General features: G+C 59.6%; 16 protein-coding genes. 6 read left to right on the plus strand and 10 right to left on the minus strand.

All coding sequences use genetic code 11. From position 1 onward, the window contains the following. The first annotated feature begins 320 nt into the window (after positions 1 to 320). Positions 321 to 2,237 (plus strand): DEAD/DEAH box helicase, encoded by a 1,917-nt coding sequence (locus tag DV706_RS19620; RefSeq protein ID WP_049889941.1) that lies wholly within the window; start codon positions 321 to 323, stop codon positions 2,235 to 2,237. A 10-nt stretch (positions 2,238 to 2,247) separates the two neighbouring features. On the opposite strand, the gene DV706_RS19625 is transcribed toward DV706_RS19620, so the two are convergent. Next, entirely contained in the window at positions 2,248 to 2,685 is a 438-nt protein-coding gene (locus DV706_RS19625; RefSeq protein ID WP_006067310.1) for a hypothetical protein, read from the minus strand. Then, complete coding sequence (locus DV706_RS19630) at positions 2,678 to 3,511, minus strand: ParA family protein (RefSeq protein ID WP_049889954.1); 834 nt, start codon at positions 3,509 to 3,511, stop codon at positions 2,678 to 2,680. The genes DV706_RS19625 and DV706_RS19630 overlap by 8 nt, the downstream gene beginning before the upstream one ends. Before the next feature lie 961 nt (positions 3,512 to 4,472). On the opposite strand from DV706_RS19630, the gene DV706_RS19635 reads away from it, so the two are divergent. After that, positions 4,473 to 6,161, plus strand: coding sequence for an ATP-binding protein (locus DV706_RS19635; protein WP_049889940.1), 1,689 nt, complete (start codon positions 4,473 to 4,475; stop codon positions 6,159 to 6,161). 4 nt (positions 6,162 to 6,165) lie between these two features. Here the strand turns inward: DV706_RS19635 and DV706_RS19640 are convergent, their stop codons facing one another. Beyond that, entirely contained in the window at positions 6,166 to 7,284 is a 1,119-nt protein-coding gene (locus DV706_RS19640) for a DegT/DnrJ/EryC1/StrS family aminotransferase (RefSeq protein ID WP_049889938.1), read from the minus strand. A 309-nt stretch (positions 7,285 to 7,593) separates the two neighbouring features. Here DV706_RS19640 and DV706_RS19645 point away from each other — a divergent pair, with 309 nt between their 5' ends. Further along, complete coding sequence (locus DV706_RS19645) at positions 7,594 to 9,219, plus strand: alkaline phosphatase family protein (protein WP_006067306.1); 1,626 nt, start codon at positions 7,594 to 7,596, stop codon at positions 9,217 to 9,219. Positions 9,220 to 9,221: 2 nt separating this feature from the next. Beyond that, positions 9,222 to 10,232, plus strand: coding sequence for a lipid II:glycine glycyltransferase FemX (locus DV706_RS19650; protein WP_136351000.1), 1,011 nt, complete (start codon positions 9,222 to 9,224; stop codon positions 10,230 to 10,232). A gap of 8 nt (positions 10,233 to 10,240) precedes the next feature. Here the strand turns inward: DV706_RS19650 and DV706_RS19655 are convergent, their stop codons facing one another. The 3 genes from DV706_RS19655 to glmS form a co-directional block, all read right to left on the minus strand. After that, on the minus strand, positions 10,241 to 10,501 hold the full coding sequence (locus DV706_RS19655; RefSeq protein ID WP_006067304.1) for a MarR family transcriptional regulator: 261 nt from the start codon (positions 10,499 to 10,501) through the stop codon (positions 10,241 to 10,243). Between the two features lie 603 nt (positions 10,502 to 11,104). Further along, positions 11,105 to 11,314, minus strand: a complete 210-nt coding sequence (locus DV706_RS22165) for a DUF7563 family protein (protein WP_049889953.1) — start codon at positions 11,312 to 11,314, stop codon at positions 11,105 to 11,107. Between the two features lie 501 nt (positions 11,315 to 11,815). Continuing rightward, complete coding sequence (gene glmS / locus DV706_RS19665) at positions 11,816 to 13,630, minus strand: glutamine--fructose-6-phosphate transaminase (isomerizing) (RefSeq protein WP_006067302.1); 1,815 nt, start codon at positions 13,628 to 13,630, stop codon at positions 11,816 to 11,818. Between the two features lie 941 nt (positions 13,631 to 14,571). On the opposite strand from glmS, the gene DV706_RS19670 reads away from it, so the two are divergent. Both DV706_RS19670 and DV706_RS19675 read left to right on the plus strand, forming a co-directional pair. Continuing rightward, positions 14,572 to 16,632, plus strand: coding sequence for a cation:proton antiporter (locus tag DV706_RS19670; RefSeq protein ID WP_006067301.1), 2,061 nt, complete (start codon positions 14,572 to 14,574; stop codon positions 16,630 to 16,632). Positions 16,633 to 16,736: 104 nt separating this feature from the next. Next, complete coding sequence (locus DV706_RS19675; RefSeq protein ID WP_006067300.1) at positions 16,737 to 16,928, plus strand: DUF5786 family protein; 192 nt, start codon at positions 16,737 to 16,739, stop codon at positions 16,926 to 16,928. Between the two features lie 206 nt (positions 16,929 to 17,134). On the opposite strand, the gene DV706_RS19680 is transcribed toward DV706_RS19675, so the two are convergent. The 4 genes from DV706_RS19680 to DV706_RS19695 all read right to left on the minus strand — a co-directional run bounded on the left by DV706_RS19680 (position 17,135) and on the right by DV706_RS19695 (position 23,188). Beyond that, positions 17,135 to 17,845, minus strand: coding sequence for a helix-turn-helix domain-containing protein (locus DV706_RS19680; RefSeq protein WP_006067299.1), 711 nt, complete (start codon positions 17,843 to 17,845; stop codon positions 17,135 to 17,137). A gap of 234 nt (positions 17,846 to 18,079) precedes the next feature. Continuing rightward, positions 18,080 to 21,292: a bacterio-opsin activator domain-containing protein gene (locus tag DV706_RS19685; protein ID WP_006067298.1), complete on the minus strand. Its 3,213-nt coding sequence runs from the start codon at positions 21,290 to 21,292 to the stop codon at positions 18,080 to 18,082. 265 nt (positions 21,293 to 21,557) lie between these two features. Beyond that, the gene (locus DV706_RS19690; RefSeq protein ID WP_006067297.1) at positions 21,558 to 21,980 is read right to left on the minus strand and encodes a universal stress protein; all 423 of its coding nucleotides are present in this window, start codon (positions 21,978 to 21,980) and stop codon (positions 21,558 to 21,560) included. A 98-nt stretch (positions 21,981 to 22,078) separates the two neighbouring features. Beyond that, on the minus strand, positions 22,079 to 23,188 hold the full coding sequence (locus tag DV706_RS19695; RefSeq protein ID WP_006067296.1) for a DUF354 domain-containing protein: 1,110 nt from the start codon (positions 23,186 to 23,188) through the stop codon (positions 22,079 to 22,081). Between the last annotated feature and the right edge of the window lie 158 nt (positions 23,189 to 23,346).

Genomic DNA, 23,346 nt, shown 5'->3' on the forward strand with positions numbered 1-23,346 from the left:
GTCCCAATCGGGTTTAGAAACGGTTGTAACGACAGAAAGTCAGAGTGATGAATCAGATAGCTATTGGGTATATGTGCACTGTTACGACGTTACGGTGTCCCTCAAAGTCGTTCTATGACTGACAGACAGAATCAACCAAATGTATTACTAAACCCTGATTATTCTTCTATCGTATACTTTGGACGGTACATCGGTACTCGACCTTGGCTGGATAGCCGACCGACAGACCAGCCTCGAGACGAGCGACACATCGTCGTGTGTTCGGACCCCCACTCGAGGTGAACGAAATCGGTTTACCCACCCCACGGTTAGACCAGCCAGTGACCGACGAACGTTCCCCGGATGCATCTGGTGACGATCAACAGCCCGGCGTGACAGCCAACGGCGAGACGACAAGTGATGCTGAGGGCAAACAGCAACTGACGCTCGCATCGTTCCACGACGCGTGCCAGCAGGCGGGACGGCCCGTTCTCACCGCGGCATCCGTTGCGCAAACGCTCGAGATACCCCACGAAGCGGCCAGCGAAGCGCTTGAGGCGCTCGCAGACCACGGCGACGTCGAGCGACTCTCCGTCGAGACGGATCCCGTTGTCTGGTACCCGAGCGAACTCGAGGATCTGACCGACCGAGAACGCGTAGTCGTCTTTCCGAAGCGACGTGAAATTATTGTCGACCGGCCAGATCAGTTCACGCGGGCACAGCTCTCCCAGTTCGCCCACCTTGCAGACGGTAACGGGGACGACGGCTACCGATACGTCGTCCGTCCGGAGGACATCTGGCAGGCCCCTCACGACAGCTTTACAGCACTCACCCGGACGATGCGACAGGCGCTGGGCCAGCGATCCGACGCGCTCGAGGAGTGGGTCGAAAGCCAGTGGGACCGCGCTCATCAGTTCCGGCTGGCGACCCACGAAGACGGCTACACGGTGCTCGAGGCCAAGACACCCGAAGTGATGGGCAACGTCGCCCGGCAGAAACTCGACGAGGAACACGTCCACGCGCCGATCTCTGAGACCGAAGACTGGGTGCGTGAGGGCGCAGAAGCGGCGATCAAGCGCATCCTCTACGAAGCGGGCTATCCGGTCCAAGACCACCGGGATCTCGAGGCCGGGGAGGCGCTCTCGATCGAACTCGACGTACGACTTCGGGACTACCAGCAAACGTGGGTCAACCGATTCGCCGAGGCTGGTGAGGGTGTCTTTGTCGGGCCGCCGGGCAGTGGGAAGACGGTCGCGGCGATGGGTGCGATGGCCCACGTCGGCGGGGAAACGCTCGTCCTGGTCCCGAGTCGGGATCTCGCGCGCCAGTGGGCCGAGTCGATTGCAGAGCACACCTCCCTCGATCCCCACCAGATCGGGCAGTACCACGGTGGCCGAAAGGAGGTCCGCCCGGTCACGATCGCGACCTACCAGATCGCCGGGATGGATCGCCATCGATCGCTGTTCGACGACCGCGAGTGGGGACTGGTCGTCTTCGACGAGTGCCAGCACGTCCCCTCGGACGTGTATCGGCGGAGCACGCACCTGCAGTCTCGTCATCGACTCGGCCTCTCTGCCAGCCCGATCCGGGAGGACGACCGCCAGACCGAGATCTTCACGCTCGTCGGCCCACCGATCGGCACCGACTGGGAGGCGCTGTTCGAGGCCGGCTTCGTCGCCGAACCGGAACTCGAGATCCGCTACGTTCCGTGGGGTGACGACGAGCAACGAAACGCCTACGTCTCAGCCGATGGTCGCGAAAAGTACCGCATCGCCGCGAAAAACCGCGGAAAGATCGACGACGTCCGATATCTGCTCTCGGCCCACCCCGACTCGAAAGCGATCGTCTTCGTCGACTATCTCGAGCAGGGCCGCGACCTCGCAGCCGCACTCGACGTGCCGTTTCTTAGCGGCGAGACGCCCCACCACGAGCGACGCCGGCTGCTCGAGGAGTTCCGACGAAACGAGCGCGATCTGCTAGTCATCTCCCGCGTCGGCGACGAGGGAATCGACCTGCCGACGGCCGACCTCGCGATTATCGCCTCAGGACTGGGGGGCTCGCGACGGCAGGGAACCCAGCGAGCCGGCCGAACGATGCGGCCAGCCGGTGGCGCGCTCGTGTACGTGCTCGCGACCTACGGCACACGCGAGGAGGACTTTGCCCGAAAACAGCTCCAGCATCTCGGTCGCAAGGGGATGACGATCCGCGAGCAGACGGTCGAACGTAGTCGCGAAACCGACAGCAGCGACGACGAGTAACGCAACCGGGTTATTCGTCGCGGGCCTCGAGCAGCTCCTCGATCAAGCCGTCAGTGTCGTCAGCCGCGAGCCGGAAGACCGCGTCGTAAAACTCTCGACCGGTCAGATCGCGAACGTCGTGGCTGGTTCGCAACTGGGCGTCGACCAGCGCCCGCGCGTCTTCTAACTCCTCGATCGTCTCGGGACGGACGTACACCGTCTTCTTCTCCGTCGCGTCGAACGGAAACGCGGTGGGGTCGTCGGCGTCGGCCGACTCGACGTCGGAGCCGTCGTCGGACGACTCGGTGTCGGTCACCGTCTCGTCGGCGGTTGAATCGTATTCGACCGTCGTTGCACTCGAGTCGCCATCGGCCGATTCGGCGTCGCTTGTCGATTCGTCAGCGGAATCGTCTGAGTCGTCCTCATCGACAGCCTCACTGAGCCCAGCAAACCGATTATCCTCAGGCATCGGCGACACCTCCACGCTCGACGATCGCTGCCAGTTCGTCGAGTCGCTCAAGCATGTCGTTGTCCGGGTCGTACGCCGCGAGCGGCACGCCCTCGCGCCACGCCCGTTTGAACGCGATCCGCTCGCGGAGGCCGGGGCCGGGCGAATCAGGATCATCGAAGTGGTCCGACTGCGCAAACGACGGGAGGAACTCACCGAACTGGGAGTCTTCCAGGTCGCCGATGATGCGCTTTTCTTCGTTGTCGCCAGCGAGCGAGTTCGGTACGATCGCGAGAATGTCAAGATCGATCTCCTTGCGAATTGGGCCGATCTGCTGGGTGTACATACGCTCGAAGCCGCTGACACTGGGTTCGCTCATCCGCAACGGGACGATGACGTTCTGGGTCGAAATCAGAGAGGCATCAGCGAGCGGGCCGAGGTTCGGTGGCGAGTCGACGACGACGTAGTCGTACTCGTCGCCCAACACTGGGTCGACGATTTCGTTTCTGATCCACAGCTCACCGAATGTCGCACTCCGAATGCTGTTCTCGACGCTATCTAAGTCCTCGTGGGCCGGCAACACGTCGAAGGCGTCGGTCGAGCGGATCACGTCCTCGAGGGTCGTCTCCGAGCCGTCTTCCAAGACGTCGCCGAGGTGGACGTCGCTCGTGTAGGCCTCACTCAGACCGACACCTTCGGTGGCGTTGCCCTGCTGATCTAAGTCGACGAGCAGGACGTCGTTGTCTCGGTTGGCGAGTCGTTCCGCGAGATTGATCGCGAGGGTCGTTTTGCCGACGCCGCCTTTCTGCAGGGCGACGCTGACGGCGCGTGGGGTCTGTGTTGTCATTTGTAAGAACACCGCAGTCGCCACAGCAACCGCTTTGACGGTGACGCCCGTCCGGAGATTGAACACCGTGCCTGGACTCGAGACGGTCGACACAGTGTAGACCGTGTACACTGTTCGACTGAATACCGCCGAGACAGGTATGGACCGAACGGTATCGGACGGAAGAGCCGTCTGCACGGTGTACACCGTGTGGAATGTGTGGACAGTCTGGAGCGCGTAAACCGTTCGGACAGCAGCGATCTCGAGCAATCACCTAACTGTTCAGACCGGCTCCGATGTGCAAGCGGCGAACAGCGTGTATACGGTGGAAACATTGTACGATGTTCGGTTGAAAGCGGCTCAGTCTGCTGTGGCGGGTAACACGCCTATCATTCAAGTAATCGGACTTAACAGTAGCGGAAGACCGTCTACACATTTTACACAGTCCACACCGTGGGCTTATGGGATTGAACTACACCGTGTAAACTTTGTTTTGGGGAATAGTGTCTAAGCCGTCTCTGAGTACATACAACGCAGTTCTGTGTTGAACAGTTCGATCGAGGAGGTGTGGAAATCTCACACGGTGTACAAATTGTAGACTGTTTACAAAGTGTAGGCCGTGCAAACTGTAGAGAGCGTTCGGACAGTTCGTAGTCTGGAATCCAGTCACGATCGGTCCCAACTCGAGACCAAGTGTCGTCGTAGCCGACTGTAAGTGTTTGTAAGACAGTGTACACAGTCTAAAATGTCTACACAGTGTAGCGTGGCAGTCGGATAGGCAACGACGAACAGTTAGTGATGTCCAGACAGTGTCGGCATCTTACACCGTGTACAAAGTGTAGACTGTTTGGTGAGGAACAGCCGAGCGAACATCCCTCATAGATTACACGCATGGAACAACCTCGCGAGGCCAATATTCAAGGGTCAGTGTTCGGAGTATAAGATATATGAACGCGTCGCAGGTGTCGGCGGTGATGTGGCGGTGAGCGACCAACGTGAGATTCTTGTTGGCGAGACGGCTGACAGAGAGGAGTTGCATCTGCCGGTCGTGGAACTGCTAACCGGCCGTGGATTCGTCACCGGAAAATCGGGTTCCGGAAAGTCGAACACGGCGTCAGTCATCGCCGAGGAGTTACTCGAGGCCGGCTTCCCGCTGTTGATCGTCGACACCGACGGCGAATACTACGGGCTCAAAGAAGAGTACGAAATGTTACACGCCGGAGCCGATGAGGAGTGTGACATCCAGATCGGACCGGAACACGCCGAACAGATGGCGTCGCTGGCACTCGAGGAGAACGTTCCAGTGATCCTCGACGTCTCGGGCTATCTCGACTCGGACGTTGCGGACGAACTCCTGCGAAAAATCGCCCGTCAGCTATTCATCAAAGAAAAGAAGCTGAAAAAGCCCTTCCTGCTGGTCGTCGAGGAGGTCCACGAGTACATTCCGGAAGGTGGTGGCGTCGGCGAGACGGGGAACCTGCTGATCAAGATTAGCAAGCGCGGGCGCAAACACGGCCTCGGTATCCTCGGCATCAGCCAGCGACCAGCCGACGTCAAGAAGGATTTCATCACGCAGGCGAACTGGCTTGTCTGGCATCGGCTAACCTGGGACAACGACACCAAAGTCGTCGGTCGAATCATCGACACCGAGTACGCAGAACTCGTCTCGGAGCTCAACGACGGACAGGCGTTCGTCCAGACCGACTGGACCGAAGTCGACGTTCGCAAGGTCCAGTTCCGTCGCAAGCGGACGTTCGACGCGGGTGCGACACCCGGGCTCGATGACTTCGAGCGGCCCGAACTGAAGTCCGTCTCCGACACGCTCGTTGGCGATCTCCAAGACATCTCAGAGCGAAAGCAGCGCGAAGAAGATCGCATCCTCGAACTCGAGAACGAACTCGAAAAAAAGGAAAAACGCATCGAAACGCTCGAAGCCGACCTCGAGTCGGCACGTGACGTCTCGAGTGCAGCCAAGCAGATGGCGGACGCACTCATGGGGCCGAACACCGTCCAGACACAGCTGCCAGAAGACGAGCAGCGTCGGCTTCACGACGAAATTCTCGAGTTGGAAGCCGAGCGAGACGAACTCGAGGCCGAGCTCGCAGACAGAGACGAGCGGATCGAGACGCTGGAAGCGAAACTCGCGTCGCGAACGGACGCGATGGAGCGGCTGCGCGAGGAAAACGAGCAGCTCCGGGAACGGGTGGCGAATTTCGAGACGGCCCAAGAGGCAGCGACTGAAGCAGCATCGGAGTCGGCGACGGAATCGGAGTCGGCGATTATTCAGGCCGGCGGTGACGGACTCGATTTCGGTTACATGTCGGCCAGTGAAACGTCAGAGATGGACACCGAGGACCGATCACCGATCACGACTTCGACAGTTCACGAGGAGTGGTTCGAAGGCGAGTGGATCGACGACCGACTCGAGCGCGCGGCCGAACAGTCACAGTGTACGGTGGCGACGGCACGGAACGCACTCGCCGTGCTGGCTCGAGACGGCGCCCTCGAGTCTGCGGCCATCGCCGAGGAGGTCGCTCGGTCGACGGTTGCGGTCCAGGGGCTTCTGTCGGAGTTACGGACCGAAGGCATCCTTGATCGACCTGCCGAGCGGACGTACACGCTCGATGACGACGTTCGGTCGAAACTGGAGACGATGGTGAGCACTGAGTAGGCTGTCACCGGGGCAAGCGATCGCCGACGGCCTCGATCATCGAGGGATCGATATGCTGGTGGACTGGAAGAACGAGAATTTCTCGAGACAACGTCGTCGCACGGTCGTACTCGGGGTTCTCGAAGACGGTACTCGAGAGTCGCGGCCAGGTGTGAGCACCATCGACACCACAGCATTCGAGGTCCTCGAGTACCCGTTGTGGAATACTCGTTCGGAGCGGGAAGACCTGTGGACAGATTCCCGCAGGAAGCGAGTCATAGAGGACATCGACGTCGTCATGGGAGTCGAAGATGCGTTGCCACGCACGGTAGTTCTCGCGACGAGCGTTTCGGATCGCGACGGGATCTGCACCGTTGATGACGTACGCCGAGAGTTTCGACATCGGGGCTTTCCCCTCCTCGTACCGGACACTCGGATCCGGAACGGAAGGCGACATCCCTCGATCGTCAATGAGCGTGTCAACTGACCGACTGACAGTGAGGCTCATGTTCAACAGTCCAGCAACGGCCGATTTGAGGAGGAATCGACAGTCATCAGCGCCAAACTGCTCGCGAACACCAGCGAACGATGACGGGGCGAGGTGCTCGGCAACGACAGCATCGTTGCAGTAGAGGACCGCACCATCGGGAATCGGCAACAGTTTCCAGAGACTGGTCACTCCAAGATGGCCTCGAGTTCCAAGCAGTGTTCCGTTGTCGACACTGATCGGCGCGTGAGCGTTGTCGTCGATATGGTAGCAGTCGTATTCGTCGACAAGGGACATAAATTCCCCAAGACCGGGCTGTGGAAACCCGAAGTAGTTGACCGACATAATCGCGGCCGTGTCGTCATCGAGCCGTCGTTCGATGTCAGCCAGATTCGGCGCGAGGTTCGCTTCGAGACGATAGTATCGGACTGCAAGCCCGAGATCAAAAAACGGCTCGGCGACTGCATCTGGGAGGTAGGCGGGAACAAGCACGTTCTCACCGGCGTCAACAAGCCCGGAAAGACCATCATACAACGCGGTCTTTCCGGAGCCATACAGCGAAATATCGGTCGAAAAACGCTCGAGAACCGACCTGATATTAGACGGCTGTGGCCCGGATAGCGACCGGATAGAAAGCGATGGATGTTCGCTAATCATCTGTGTTGTTGCGAGTGGCTGACCGTCAGTATATCCTCGATCAGGAGCCGGCACCGCTGTCGATCGAGTGTTCGTTTTGACTGACGGTCCCCTGCAGAACTGGTTGCACCTGTCGGAAAACCCACCATAGCCGGACATAGACGAACACGACCTATAGTGATTGAGACGATACTAACGTCGCGATTACGAACAGGGATTGCTTACACACCAGATTCGGTTACTGACACGATTTGATGTCATGACTGCAGCCTTCGCCTACAAGAGAAAACAGTCGGATAACAAAATCAAGGTAGGGTGTGGGAGTTCAGTATGAGAGATTCGACCGACGAAACTGACCTTCGCCTCCTCGTTGTCGGGCTCGATGCTGGCTGCCGTTCGATTCTCGAGCCACTGTTCGAGGCGGACGAGATTCCAACGCTCCAGCGGCTGTTCGAGACCGGAACGAGCGGCGGCCTCGAGTCACAGATCCCGCCGTGGACGGCAAGCGCCTGGCCGTCGATGTACACCGGAAAGAACCCGGGAAAACACGGCGTCTTTGATTTCCTCTCGTTCGACGGCTACGACTGGGATGTCGTCAACTCGACCCACGTTCGAGAACGGCCAGTCTGGGAGTTGTTGAGCGAACACGGAATCTCGAGTGTCGTTGTCAACGTCCCTGTCACCCATCCACCGCGGGAGTTCGATGGCGCCCTGATTCCCGGCATGACCGCGCCGGAAGATCCAGCCTGTCACCCCGACGGGATCCTCGAGGACGTCAAGATGGCCCGTGGGGAGTATCACGTCTACCCACAGAGCACCGACGCACCTGATCGATCGATCGAGGGCTACGAACAGACGATCGACCGCCGCGGGGAGGCGTTCCGGTACCTGTGTCGACGAGTCGATCCCGGCTTTGGCTTTCTGCAGTTCCAGCAAACCGACACCGTGTTCCACGAACGGCCAGGGGACAAGGAGGCAATTGAAGCCGTCTACCGTTCGGTTGACCGGCAGTTGGCGGAAACCATCGAGGCGACCGATCCAGACAACATTCTGATCGTCAGCGATCACGGGATGGGGAAAGTGACCGGAACGGAGTTTCGGGTCAACGAGTTCCTCCGAGAACGGGGCTACCTCGAGACCAAAAGCGGTGGCGAGGGGATGCCGACCTGGTCGAAATCGTGGGAAAACGATCTCCTCGAGGGCGAAGACGCCGGCAAACACGACGAAAGCGTCCTCGAGCGGGTGATGAACGTGGCCGCGACGTTCGGAGTCACGACCCAGCGGGTTGCAAGCGCTCTCGAGACGGTTGGCCTGAAAGAGCCGATCGGGAGTCGCGTGCCAAACGACATGATTCGGGCAGCCAGCGAGCAAGTCGACTTTCCGGAATCGAAGGCGTACATCCGTTCGAAAAGCGAACTGGGCGTCCGGATCAACCTCGAGGGACGGGAGCCAAACGGCCAAGTTCCCGAATCCGAGTACGAGACGGTCCGATCGGAGCTCATCGAGCAGCTGTCAGCCGTCCGAACGCCTGGCGGTGAGCCCATGTTCGAAGCCGTCGAACCGCGAGAAGCGTACTTCGACGGCGCACAGATCGACAACGGACCCGACATTCTGACAGTCCCTGCCGCGTTTGATAATGCGATCGTTGCCGATGTCGGCGTCGAACAGTTCGGCGAACCGATGGAGTCGTGGAATCACAAGCAGACCGGTGTCGTCGCGGCCGCAGGGAATGCGTTCGACGAGACGGCCACCATCGAGGGCGCAACGCTGTTCGACGTCGCCCCAACGATCTGTACGCTGTTCGACGTGCCAGTTGACACCGAGATGGACGGGACGACCCTGCCGGTTATCGATGGAGAGACGGAAGCTGCGTATCCAGCGTACGAAGGCGATCAAATCCGTGCAACCGACGATGCAGCGGTTGAAGACAGACTCTCAGATCTGGGGTATCTCTAACAATGGGTGTCGAGGTAACCGTACTCGATCCACAGGCCGATGCTGACGAGTGGAACCGCTACGTCGAGCGATCAGACGGCACCAATCCGTTCCATCGAGCGGAAGCACTGCGACTGCAGGCAGAGGACACCGATTCGACGCTTCACTTACTGGCCGGCTTCAAAGGACAGGAAGCCGTTGGTCTCTTTCCCGTCTTCGAATACACAAAGGGGCCGATCACCGGCGCGTTCTCACCGGCACCGTTCTCGTGGTCGTGTTACCTCGGGCCATCGCTGTTAAACGTCGACAAACTCAAGCAGCGAAAAGCCGATCGACGAACGAAACAGTTTCTCGAGGGAAGCCTCGAGTGGATCGAAGCGGAGATTTCGCCACAGTATACGAAGTTCGTCGCCGCAGAGTTCGACGACATGCGACCGTTCACCTGGGCGGGATACAACGTCGAACCCGGCTACACCTATGTCGTCGATCTCGAGGGCGACGAAGAGGCGCTGTTGAAACGGTTCAGCAGCGATGCCCGGAACAACGTTCGGAATGCCGACGAAGATGCCTACGTCATCGAGGAGGGAACCAACGACGACGTCGAACGGATCGTCGAACAGGTCGCAAAACGCTACGAGAATCAGGGGCAGGCGTTCCAGTTGAGTCCGACGTTTGCACGATCAGTCCACGAAGCGTTGCCTGACGGCGCGATTCGACCCTACGTCTGTCGTGTGGACGGCGAGTTTGTCGGCGGCATCTTGGTCGCCGAATCCGAAACAACCCGCTACCGATGGCAAGGCGGTGTCAAACCCGATACCGAGATCGATCTCCCGATCAACGATCTCCTCGACTGGCACGTCATGCGTGACGGGCTCCACAGTGGGATCGAGACGTACGATCTCGTCGGTGCCGGTGTCCCGAGCATCAACCGATACAAGGCGAAATTCAACCCACGTTTGGAAACCCATTACGAGATCACGTCGGGCTCGTTCGGCCTCGACCTCCTGGTCGATCGATATCGGAAACTCCGGTAGCCGAAATATTAGTCAACGATTCGGTACTTCGACTGCCGGGCATCCTCGAGAGAGACGCGGCTGGTGACCAGTTCCTCGTTTTCGAGTTTACCGAGCCCGTATCTGACCGTCCGAGAGCAGAGCCGTGACTCCGCGGCGATCTCCTCCTGGGTCATCGGACCCTCGTACTCGAGGACTTTGTAGACGAGTTTCGAACTCGGCGGCAAATCGGTCAGTGACGGACTCGAGTCCGGTTCGTCGACTTCGGTGTCGGGTTCGGTTGCACTCATCGGTTACCCCGCCAGCGAGTGACGTCGGTTCGCACGGGACGGTGTGTGAGCGTGTGGATGAGCTCCGTCGCCAGGGGGCGTCTCTCAGTCACGGTTTCGATCAACTCGGTTCGTCGACGACGACACGATGCTGAAGCCATTATCAGGAGAATCCAACGCTGGTGGCGCATATATACGATACAGACAGTTCAGAAATATAGGGAGCCGCTAACCCGATCACAAGCGGGATGCGACCAAGCCCACGGCTGTGGGCGAGTGGCGTTCTCTACCCCGTAAACGGCTCCGACCAGCGGATTTCGGTCGTCGAAACCGTTACGATTCCAACTCGAACTCGGTGACATCCCCGTGGCGGACTGTGATCGGTCACTGACCCCCAGGTGATTCATCTCACCACTAGATGAGGAACAGGCCACGTCCGTCGCCACCCCCTTGGAACGATGTGACCACGATGAAAAAACCCGGCCGGATACGACACGCCGTGGACTGGTCCACTGAGCCGCCGGGCTGACCGCCGCCTAAAGACGGAGCAGTAGTCTGTAACAGCACATCACAGGCAGCGCGGTGGTTGAAGACACGACAACGGAACACGCACTCGAGAATCAGCTATCGGCGCTCTTTGGGGATGAAATCGGACGTCTTCATCTCACGGTACGTTGCACAGTCAGGACAGGCGTGAACGACGTCACGATTGTCCCCGAAGACACGAGCGAACTGCCGAGTGACCTGATTTCCACAGTTGACACAGCGAGGGGCATTCGTTTGCTGGCCGGACGTCATCGGTGTCCACTTCGTATCGGTAGGTTCCGTCGACATCAACAGTCCGTAGCCACAGAACACTATTTACTATAGACAGCATAATCAAGATAAATACGAATTCAACTGGCCATAAATCGCAACTCTCAGCAAAAAATGAGAGTTCGAAAAACAGCAGTGTTATCGCACGACACGCCAGTAATACCGTATTTACATACAGTAACAGGTCATTTTATTGGCTGTACGCGGGTGTGTACGCAGTGGGTGGGAATCCACAGCGACACACGAGTGGTGAGTTGCGTTCACCGCCCGTCACTGACACGGTCGCCCTTTATATGCTCTCAAAGTGAGTGTCTCGGTGGAGAGAGACTGTTTGAAAGACAGCCGACAGGACGTTTCTCTCCAGGACGAAACCGCTTCGTTCGAGTGTGGGTCATGGGTCGACGGGCGACGATACCGTCTGGACTCGTGTCTACGGGGGTGGTCCGGGTCCTCTGGAATCGATGACTCGCGCTCGACAAAACTGAGGAGGCCACAGCGACGCCGCCGTGGCGGGTTCGGCTACTCGACGGTGACGCTTTTGGCGAGATTACGCGGTTTGTCGATCGGCCGATCCAGGAGGTCGGCAGCGTAGTACGAAACCAACTGGAGCTGAACGTTTGCGAGTAGCCCAGCGAGTGCGGGTTCTGTCTCGGGAATCTCGAGGTGGGCGTCGGCGACGTCGACCGCCCGGTGGCCGTCGGGACAGACTGCGACCACCGGTGCACCACGGGTCTGCGCTTCTTCGGCGTTTTTGAGTGTTTTCTCGTCTTCCTCGCCGGTAAAGACAGCGAAGACCGGTGTGTCAGGCGTCACAAGCGCCAGTGGCCCGTGTTTGAGCTCGCCCGAGGCAAACCCTTCAGCGTGTTCGTAGGTGATCTCTTTGAACTTCAGGGCACCCTCGAGTGCCACTGAAAAGCCGAGGCCGCGCCCGATAAAGAAGTACGACTGGCTGTCCGCGTACTGCTCGGCGATGAGGTCGGCGCCAGAGTCTACGAGCAGGTCGTCGAGCATATCTGGCATCGTGGCCAGTTCTGGCAGGAGCGAGCCGAGGTCGGCCGGCGGCTCACCATGTTGTTCAGCGGCGATACACTGGCCGAGCAGCGTGAGCATGACCGCTTGCGAAGAGAACGTCTTCGTGGCGGCGACGCCGATTTCCGGACCGGCCCGGATAAACACGGCCTCATCAGCCTCTCGAGCGGCGGTCGACCCGACGACGTTCGTGACCGTCACCGTCGTTGCGCCCTCGGCATTGGCCTGCCGAAGTGCGCTCAGCGTATCTGCCGTCTCGCCACTCTGAGTGACCGCAATGACCAGCGTGTCGTCGTCAGTCGGCGGCGCCGAGACGCTGTACTCGTTTGCAAGTAGGGCAGTCGACTGAATTCCGGCCTGATTCAGCGCAAGCGAGCCGTACAGCGCAGCATGATAGGACGTGCCACAGGCAATGAGCTGGACACTCTCAACGTCAGTGAACGTCTCCGGATCGAGATCCGAGAGCGCGATTCGCTCGTTTTCGGGGTCGATCCGTCCCTCGAGAGCCTGTGTCAGCGCCGTCGGCTGCTCGTGGATCTCTTTCAACATGAAGTGGTCGTACTCGCCTTTCCCGGCCTGCTCGGGGTCCCACTCGATCGTTTCAGGTTCCCGGACGACCGGGTTGCCTTCGAGATCGGTAAACTCAACGCCGTCGTTGTCGACGATGACGACGTCGCCGTCTTCGAGATAGACCACGCTGTCAGTGTACTCGAGGAACGCTGGGACGTCACTCGCCAGGAAGTACTCGTCGTCTTCCATGCCGACGACCAGTGGCGACCCCTGTCGAGCGGCGTAGAGGACGTGTTCGCCCGACAGCATCGCTGTGACGGCGTAACTCCCCTCGAGTTCGTCGATCGCACGTCGGAACGCCGACTCGTTGTCCATCCCGTCGTCGAGATAGTGCTGGATGAGATGGGGAATGACTTCGGTGTCGGTGTCGCTGGTAAACTCGTGGCCGTGGTCTGCGAGCCGAGATTTGAGTTCGACGTAGTTCTCGATGATCCCGTTGTGGACGACAGCAACGTCTTCCGTGCCGTCCGTATGCGGGTGTGCGTTCGCATCAGTTGGCGGCCCGTGGGTACTCCAGCGAGTGTGCCCGATGCCGACTTCACCGTCGAGCGGCGTGTCACCGATCGATTTTTTCAGTTCGTCGACTTTTCCCGATCGTTTCTGGATGTCGATACCGGAGCCGTTCTGCACGGCGACACCAGCCGAGTCGTACCCGCGATATTCGAGATTTTCGAGACCGGTCAGCAGCGGTTCGAGGGCGTTCCCGTCACCGACTCGACCGATAATTCCACACATCGTAATTCACCCACCGTGAGCGTGTTCAGGGACAGGATCCCGGAACGACGTGGCAGTTTCTGAACGTGACCTCGGACGAGCGCGGACTGGAGATCGAACGGTCGCCCATGACTGTTGGAGTTGTTCCATAGGTAGTTGGTCGTCCGTGGCGACTGTTCGAGATGGCAAACGGTGCACGGACATACTACAGACCTTCCCGTCTGCAGTCATTACTATAGACGGACTACTGGAGGCGGTAGTTAGCGGGTAACAGACCGTCACAAAACGAGATTCGTAGCGATCAGTTCACAGGATAGTACTACATTCGAATCAATTTTTGAAATACTCGTTCAATCTTTGCAACAATTTCTCCGAAAGATTGTTCAAAGGAGGGTTCAAAACGGAGTATGTCAACCGAACGGCCATACAACGAGCGAGTATGTCTGTTGGAACGAAAAGTATCACCCACCAAACAGCGAGTCTAATCTGGACCGCATCGGTGTGTCGATCACAGTTGCTGTCAGCGGCGCTCTCCTCACCCTGAGCGGTGCAGTCGGAACAGTCGTAAAGCCACGAATCTGAGAGCGGCGACGCCTATTCTGTTCAGTAGCGTGACAAAGGAGCATGAGTCGTATTTTCGATATTTCGTGGAAATGAACTGTGCGTGACTGGGCTCACTATCCCTGCAGCTGAAGACACTGGACACACGACGGAGCGTCGCCTTCGAACACAGAGACGGCGGGCATCCGTCGAGTGAAATCGAATTGTACACGTATCCGAATTCAGGGATCCAAATGAGATATTTTATTACCCACCCGTTCATTTTCCGCGATGATTACGCTGTTCCGAGACGAAACTCACCGAATGCTGCCTAAATTGCCGGAACTGTCGCTCTCCCTCTCGGTGTCAGCACGACAGTGCAGCTATATTGACTGTCACGAACAGAGTGACTCGATCCACCGATGATCACACCACTCGTCGTCGACGGACTCGAGGTCCCGCTCGACCAGCCAGTGCTGGTCTTTACAGTTGCCATGGCGGTCTTTCTTGTCGGCCCCCTGCTGGCCAAACGGCTCGGCCAACCGGGGATCGTCGGTATCGTCGTCTTCGGTGCGATCATCGGCCCCGGTGCGCTCGAATTCGTCGAACACTCGTCGGCGATCGAACTGCTCGGTGAAGTCGGACTGATCTACCTGCTGTTTACTGTGGGGCTCGAACTCGACATTCAGGGGTTCAAAGAGGCACCGGAGAACGCAGCCCTGTTTGGACTTGCAAGTTTCTTTATTCCGTTTCTCGGGGGGACTGTCGCGACGTACACGATTCTCGGACTCGATATCTGGGCAGCACTGTTGCTCTCGTCGGTGTTTGCCTCGCACACGCTGCTCGCGTATCCGATCGTCAACCGACTTGGCGTGACGAAAAACCGAGCCATCACTGCCGTCTTCGGTGGCATTCTCTTTACTGATACACTTGCGCTGGTCGTTCTCGCAATCGTCACCGGTGCCGTCGAAGGGGAACTCACCATCTGGCTGTTTGCTCAGGTCGGCTTCGCAATCATCGTCCTGTTCGGCAGCGCCTGGTTTATTTTGCCGCCGATTTCACGGTGGTTCTTTCAGAACTTCAGCGAGGAGAGTTACTTCGAGTTCCTGTTCGTGATGGTCGCGATCTTTGCGGCCGCCAGCCTCGCCGAACTCCTCGATCTCGCCGCCATCCTCGGAGCGTTCGTCGCCGGGCTGGCGCTAAATCAGCTCATTCCACAGGGTGGGACGCTGATGAACCGCGTCGAGTTCGTCGGAAACGCCTTCTTCATCCCATTTTTCCTGTTACACGTCGGGATGCTCGTCGATCCGAGCGTGATCCTCGACGGTCCCGAGACGCTACAGCTTACCGCGCTCATCGTCGTCGTCATGCTCCTGACGAAAGGCAGCGCCGCGTGGCTCGTCGCTCAAATACAGGGGTATACCACCAGTGAGCGAAACGCCATTTTCGGACTCTCAACCGGGCAAGCAGCCGCCGCACTGGCGATTACGCTTATCGGGTTCGAGGAAGGACTGTTCGGCGCAGAAATCCTCAACGCTGTCGTCTTACTATTGCTCGTGACCGCGCTCCTAAGCCCATGGCTAACCGAACGGGCAGCGACGAAGATCGCACTCGAGCGTGAGACTGGTGAGGGAGACGACAGTACAAAAGACCCCAATATCCTGTTGCCGCTGTCACACAACGCCGAACTCCAGCAGCGACTGCTCGAGCTCGCGTTCGTCATCAAAGGTGATCGTGGCTCCGAGCCAGTTCACCTGATGACGGTCGTCCAGCCCGACAGCAAGCAGTCGACCGAAACACAGGTCGCGGAGGTCAACAACGAACTCGAGGAGCTCGCTGCGGTCGGAAGCGCTGCAGAGGTTCCCATCGAAACCGAGACACGTGTCAACCACAACGTCGCGTCCGGGGTCGTACAGGGGTCGGTCGAAGTCGAAGCCAATCAGATCATCATGGGATGGGACGCAGCCGAGACGTTCCGCCACCGGGTCTTCGGGAGTATCATCGACCAGGTCCTCAAGCGGACCCCTCTTCCCGTTTTAATCTCCCGACTTGGCCATCCGATCAATACGACCAAACGGATCTTCGTGGTCGTCCCGATCGGTGCCGACCATCACGAAGGGTTCTACGAAGCCGTCCACATCGTCAAACGGATCGCTGCCAGTCTGGGTGCGGAGCTGAACGTCATCGTCGTCGAAGGATCGGCCCACCAGTTCGAACAGCTATTCGAACTCGTCGAAGAAGACGCCACAGCCGAGTTCGACGAACTCAGCGACTGGGGGCAGCTCCTTCCGACGCTCGAGGCCGAAACCGGCGACGATGATCTCATCGTCGCAATCTCACCACGACGTGGCGATGTTGGCTGGCACGAGGAACTCGAGGATCTGCCGAGACGGCTGGCTGAGATGCCGCCGGAGTCGTTCATCACGATTCACCCACGCCAGGGCGAACCGGAGTACGACCGCCAGTATCTGCGGCTCAAGTGAGACGGCGTTGGGTGCCAGCCCGGATGAGTGTCCGTCTCATGCAGCGAATCCACAGAGACGGACTGAACCGGCACACCTTTAGGACTCACTAATCAAGGTAACATATGGGTTTTGGTAGCTACGACGAATCCGAACAACAGCAGCAGACGGCCGACGACGACGAAGACGTAGAAGCCGTCAACGTCCACAAAAACGATCACGACGGACAGCTGTCCTTCGAATCCGACGCCTCGACCGACGAACTCGTCTCTCAGCTTGGTTCGATGAAAGACGACGAAGACGAAGACGACGCGTAAACGGTCAGTCAGCAGTCGGCGGTCACATCCACCGCGTTACCGGGACGACGCAGTGGTACGAAGGAACTTCGGCTTTTCACGCACCAGTCAGGTAGCGACGGCTCAGCAGACCACCCTCTGACCCGCCGATTGTCGGTCGAACGCACGCGAGGGAACAGTATCTGCCGCAGGCAGCGGGATGTAGTCAGCGCTGTGTCGAGCCGACCTCAACACAGCGTCGACGCACAGAGTTCGCCGATTGCGCGGCGAAGCCGCTGGGAGACGGCTGATTTCGAGACGCCTAATCGATCCGCCAGTTCGTCCTGTGAGATCCCGCGCGGAACGTCGAAGTATCCCTCCTCGTGAGCGACAGCGAGCAGTTCCTGTTGCTTTTCAGTCAGGGCAACGACGCCGTCGTCGTCGTCATCCGACAGCCGTAGATGGTCGACCGTCACCGAAATGTCGCGCCCGCGGCAGTAGTCATTGAACGAGACGAGGTCGTCCCGGTTTGGGAACTGAAGCTGGACGAGCCAGCCATCGCGCGAACTCGAGAGGTCGAGCAGTCGGCCACCAGCCGTTGCCGTCTCCGCGATGAACGATACCGCCCGATCGGTCAGCGCGACCCGGTAGACGCGCCGGTCAGGGTAGCGGTCGACGAGGATCGGGTCGTCGATCGTCGGATCCATTTCGAGGGCTGTCTCGAAGCTCTCGAACGAACTCCCATAGACACTACAGAAGACGAGCGTCCGGCCCGTCTCGAGCGTCGTCCAGTATTCTGGTTCGACGGTGACCTCAGGTGCGCGACGCAAGGTCGGTCGCAAGAATAGCGACGAGTGGTCGAGACGGAGTTGAGTAACGATGCCACCCTCAGCCTGGGATCGAATTCCCGGCTCTCGTCTGGCGTCCGTACTCTCGATGCTCACAGATCGATCCGCCATCCAGATGGATGACCGCTGTAATATCCGGTTACCGTGGACTCGCTCATTGAACGTCTGATTCGACTGTGGCCATATGGTGGTAGACGCTATACAGAAAACGAGCGAAAGTGCACACCGCTATACCTATTCAGCCGTCGTTTATGCTGGCTGTTTTACACAGAAAGAAACAGCGGGTTAGCAATTGATTTCGGAGTGAATGTCGATGGTAAGCAGTAACTACCGGGCTCGAACTGGTCACTCACTGCGCTCGGGAGTGCGCTCATCGAACAACAGCTCGAACAGCTTCTGCTGGGCAAGCCGGAGATGGCGGCTGAACGTCGGCTGGGAGACACCGAGCGAATCGGCGATCTCTTCACCAGTGCTCTCGCGGGGCCAGTCGAAGAAGCCACCGTAGTACGCTGTCTCGAGGGTCCGGAACTGGCGCTCCGAGAGCCGGCTGCGGAGTTCGGCGTCGAACGCACGGGCTGGCCGATCGGACCGATCTCGCTCGCGGCGAGCGAGCAGCTCCGTTCCCGGATGCGTTCGTTCGAGCATCTGGACGAACGATCGGACGTCGACAGTACTCGAGAGCGCGATCACGAGCCGAGTTCGATCGTCAACTGGCGTTACCGATTGTAACACCCCACCGTGGTCCGCAAGCGTCTCCGCGACGGACGACTCGGCGAGGACGAGTTCGACCAACGAGTCATCGACACGGTCGCCAATGAACCGGACTGAGTCGACCGCAGCCACCGACTCTACGGCAGTGTCGATCGCTTCCTCACGTATGTCCGGGATCGTACAGAACACCGTCGATCCACCCGACGAGCGGGGGATAACCGCCTGCACGTCGAGTCGCCGCTGCAGTCGATGTGCGATCGTCGACAACGTCTCGGTGTCGTCTCGGAGCACGACCTCGAGTTCGGTGACGCGGTCGGCCAACAGCGCGCGTTTCCGTTCGATCGAAGCGATCGTGGCGCTGGCGACCGCCGCAAGATGCGTACACAGCTGCTGGAGATCGGCGTCAAACGTCGACGGCTGGTCTGCATACAGGGTGAGTGTTCCATAACAGAACTCCTCGGTAACGAGTGGAACGCTCAGAACGGACCGGAACCCATCTTCGAGCGCCCGTCGTCGCCACGCCTGATCGATTGGTCCGGACTCGAGATCGTCGACAACTACCGGCTCGAGCGTCTCGGCTGCGGTCACCGTTGGATGGGCAGGCTCAACGTCACTGTCCATCGGAATCGAGACCGACTCGAGAAGTTCGCCGTTTCGGCCGGCCCAGGCGCTCGGCGTGATTCGCTCGGATCCGGTCGCGACATCGCCGACCCAGGCCAGATCGATCGAACCCAGGGGGTCGTCGAACTCGAGAGAGACGAGCGCCTCACAGAGTTGCTGTTCGAGCTCCTCGCGGGAGTCGCTGGCGAGAAGCGTTCGTTCGAACGCGTGCAGTTGTCGACAGCGATCGGCAGCAGACTCGAGGCGCTCGAGGGAACCGTGTTGGCGCTGGACCGTCGCCTCTCGCTCGAGTGACTCGAGTGCAGTTGTCGCCGCCCGAGAAACGATCTCGACAGGGGTCTGCTCGAGTGCGTCGAACGCCATCGGGTCGGTACTGGTCGCAAGGAGCAGGCCATGGTCAGCGACAAGGATGGCGAGCACCCGATCGGCACGGATACCGGCTCGAGAGAGCACTGGTTCGAGTTCCGATCGGTCGAAGACGATTCCCTCGCCGTCGGTCTCCGTCTCGAGACGCTCGAGCAGATCGATCCCAGCGCGCTCGATCGGTGGAAGCTCGACAGGTTCGGTGTCGTCTCGAACGGCGATCGCCGCCGGTCTGAGAACATCCGGCTCGGTGAGATACCAGCCAGCGAGGTCAGCCTCCGAACAGGCGACAGCAGCCTCGACGGCCGACTCGAACACGGCAGTTCGGTCCTCGGCATCGCGCATGGTCGTAATCGCCTGCTGGAGCGTCGACAGGACAGTGGCTGGCGACCGACGACTGTCACGGACGACACAGAGTGTCTGGTCGCCGGACAGCGGAGTGACGAACACGTCGACCGGGCGACGGGCAGCGCCGACGACGAGCGATCCCGAAACAGGGTCCATCCATCTGACGACCGGTGACTGTGCTCGCTCGCGTACCGCCGCCGCGAGGTCGTCGTCGAAGACGGTCTCGATCGCACGGCCGACAAGCGGCTCTCCCGCAGCCAGATCGAACAGTGTCGCGTTGGCAAACCGGATCGTCGACCCCTCGAGAACGATGAGTCCGTCCTCGAGCGCATCGACAACTGACTCGAGGAGATCGAACCGCTCCCGATCGACGGCGACGGATTCGGAATCCGGCGACTCGCGTGCGGACACGGTGACACCATCCTCGCTGGGATAGACAGCCACCGCGAGTTGCGTCTCGAGGGGAGGAGGGGCGATCTCGAACTCGACGGTGGTGTTCGTCGTCTTCGCCTCGAGAACGCGTTCGTAGAACTGGCTTCGAACGGAGTCATCGAGGAGATCCCAGACGACGGTTCCCTGCGCTGGGGTCCCCTCCGAGACGAACAACTGGGCCGCAGCTTCGTTGGCGTAGCGAAGCTCCCACTGTGGACCAAGCGTAAAAAACGGCTCCTCGAGTCGATCGAGTGCCGTTCGAACACCGTCAGCCGAGTCGGCCACCGGCACCGCCGAGAGCGTGAGCACGAGCCCGTCGACGAGTGGATCCGCAAATCGGTTGGCCACGGTCAGTTCGTACGCGTGCCACGTCCCGTCGGCGTGGCCGATGCGCACCGAAACGCGTTCGGTCGCCCCGAACGCGGCCGCCGAAACGCGCTCGAGACAGTCGTCAACCAGTTCCTGATCGTCCGGATGGACGAGCTGGGAAAGCGGCGTTCGCTCGAGTTCGTCCGGTGTGTATCCAAGCCGGGACTCGACAGCTGCACTCGCATACTCGATAGCAGCCGTCTCATCGAGCACCCAGACGAGCGCGTCGGATCGCTCGAGAAGCGACTGGCTGTACTGATCGGAACCGCTCTCGAGTCGGAACCGTTCGGCTGCGTTCCGAACCCGTGTCGCGACGAGCGGCCGAGGCGTATCAGACTCGATAACGTCGATCGCACCCGCCTCGAGTGCCCGCTCGAGTTGCGCTTCGTCGACTGTTTCGCTGTCCGCTACGGCGACGATCGGCACCGAACCAGCCTGATCTTGAAGCGCCTCGAGTGTCGACGGATCGGCCTCCGTTGGCTCGAGCGGACAGACGACACAGTGGATTTCGAGCTGTCCGAGCCGGTCGACAGCATTCGAGAGCGTTCGCTCTCTGACAAGTGAGATAGACGCAAGTTGCGAGGAGAGCGCCTCCATCGCTGCGTCGATCGATCGTGAGTCACCGACGACGAGCACCCGAAGCACGTCGCCGACGGCGGTCGCGGCTCCGTCGCTCACTGGGTGGCCACCTCCAGTTGCAACGGTCGGGAGCATGGCCGCTCGAGCAGGTGCAGCGGCCGCTGGGGGGCCCACTCAGTCACTGCTCGACTGTTGGATTTCGAGCGACGAACAGCCACGATGACGAGTCGTTTCAGCCCTGACTGGTTAATTATCGATTCCGTATCCTCGAGTAGCACTAGATTACGGTGGGTTCAACCGGCTCATGACGAGTTAGCGAACACACAGGCATCGACCACCGGCCACAGCTGTGTCCGCCAACCCTGCTTCGGAAGCGCCACACTCGAGCCGAGCAACGAGATCAGGCCCGATCTCGAACAGTAACGACTGGAACCGGCGCGTTTCGAACGACCTCTTCAGCGACGCTCCCGACGATCAGATGATCGAGCCCAGTGCGGCCATGGGTTCCCATCACGATCATATCGATCGGCTCCGTCTCGGCGACGTCAACGATCTCTTCCTGGGCAACACCGTGGCGAACGATCGTCGTCGACTCGAGTCCGGATCTGGAGACGGCCTGCTCGGCCTCATCAACTGCCTGGGCGGACTCGTCTTCCGGATCAGCGCGCATCTTGTCGCGTTTGTCCGAACTGTGGGGGCCGTCTTCGGAAACCGAGAGGATATGCAGGGTTGCATCGAGCTGAGAAGCGAGTTCGATCGCATGCTCCGTTGCCTGGTCTGCACCTTCGCTCCCGTCGGTTGCGAGTAACAGGTCCTGATACATCGTGTGACTGGAGATTCAGTCGAGAGGCGGATACATCCCGGACTTGCCGCTGCCGGCTCTTGGAGTCGATCACAGCCAATCGATTCCAGCGAACAGGGCTACGGTTGGGTCTGTTTGCGGTGCTCGTGTTGTAACGCCTGTCGCGTCGACGAGCTGAGCTGATCGATCACACCACGAGACTCAGCAACGTCGACCAGCAACTCGGTCAGATTCGCCAGGTCAGTGACGTATGCCTGGCGTCGTCGCTGCCAGCGGGCAGCTGCGCCGTCGTCGGCAAGGATCTCGAGTGCGCGCTCACGAATCGCGGCGTACTCGTCGAACTGCTCGGCAAGCCCAGCGCGCTCGAGTTCCTGAAACTCACCATACTCGTGGTCGTCGGTGCCACGATATCGGAACGCAGGCGTCCCAAGTAGTGCCGCCTCGGTCGCCATCGTCCCCGTATCCGCGACCAGCAACGACGCCTCGGCCATCGCGTCGTGGATCAACGCCGGATGGAGACTGTACGGTCGAGCAGGCAAATCGCGAAGCTCCATCTCGCCGCCCTCATCCGAGACGAAGACCGTCGCGTGGTCGCTCAGCCGTTGGATCAGATCGCGACGCTGGTGCGGACTGAACCCTTCGAGACCAGCGTCGTGCAGCGCATCGAGCGCGTTGAATCGGACGATAACGTAGGGTTCGTCCGGATCGACGCCGAGGAACTCGCGGACGTTTTCGTCCCGCTCGAACACATCAGGGTGGAGATACGCACACTCTTTGAATCCATCGAACGTGTAATGATCGTCACCGAGATCGCGGCGGGTGACTGCCGGCGAGAGAATCGTATCTGCAAACGGGCGAGAGACGGTGTGATTGAAATCACCCGGCTCGTCGTCGAGCACGAGCACGACCGGCGTCCGGGTGAGCGTCCCAGCATAGGCGGCGTACGGCCCCCGGCCGAAGATGACGTCCGGATCGAACCGGCGTGCCTCGCGAGCGATGGTGGCAAACTGACCACCGATCTCACGGGCAAACCGGAGTTTCGAGTAGCTCTCAGTCCCGTGGGTGCCGTATATCCGGTACGGCATCCCGAAAAACTCGAGTAAGTCGGTCGTACAGGCGTACTCTCGGGTCAGGACGAGCACGTCGTGGCCCGCGGCCTCGAGCCGGTCGACGGTGTGTCGATACAGATGGACGTGCGCAGGTGTGTTCGCAAAGACGAGGATCCGCATCGCGTCAACATAGCTGCCGTCGATGCTTTGTAATCGTATTGCTACGGCCTCTGACGGCTGAAAACCGCGATCTCGAGTGCACTACATGTGCGTGTACGAGAAGAAAACTCACAGCCGATCGGGAACTAACAGACTGTTGTGACAGGTATTCCCGGATT

It is taken from the genome of Natronorubrum bangense, from assembly GCF_004799645.1.
Classification (GTDB): domain Archaea; phylum Halobacteriota; class Halobacteria; order Halobacteriales; family Natrialbaceae; genus Natronorubrum; species Natronorubrum bangense.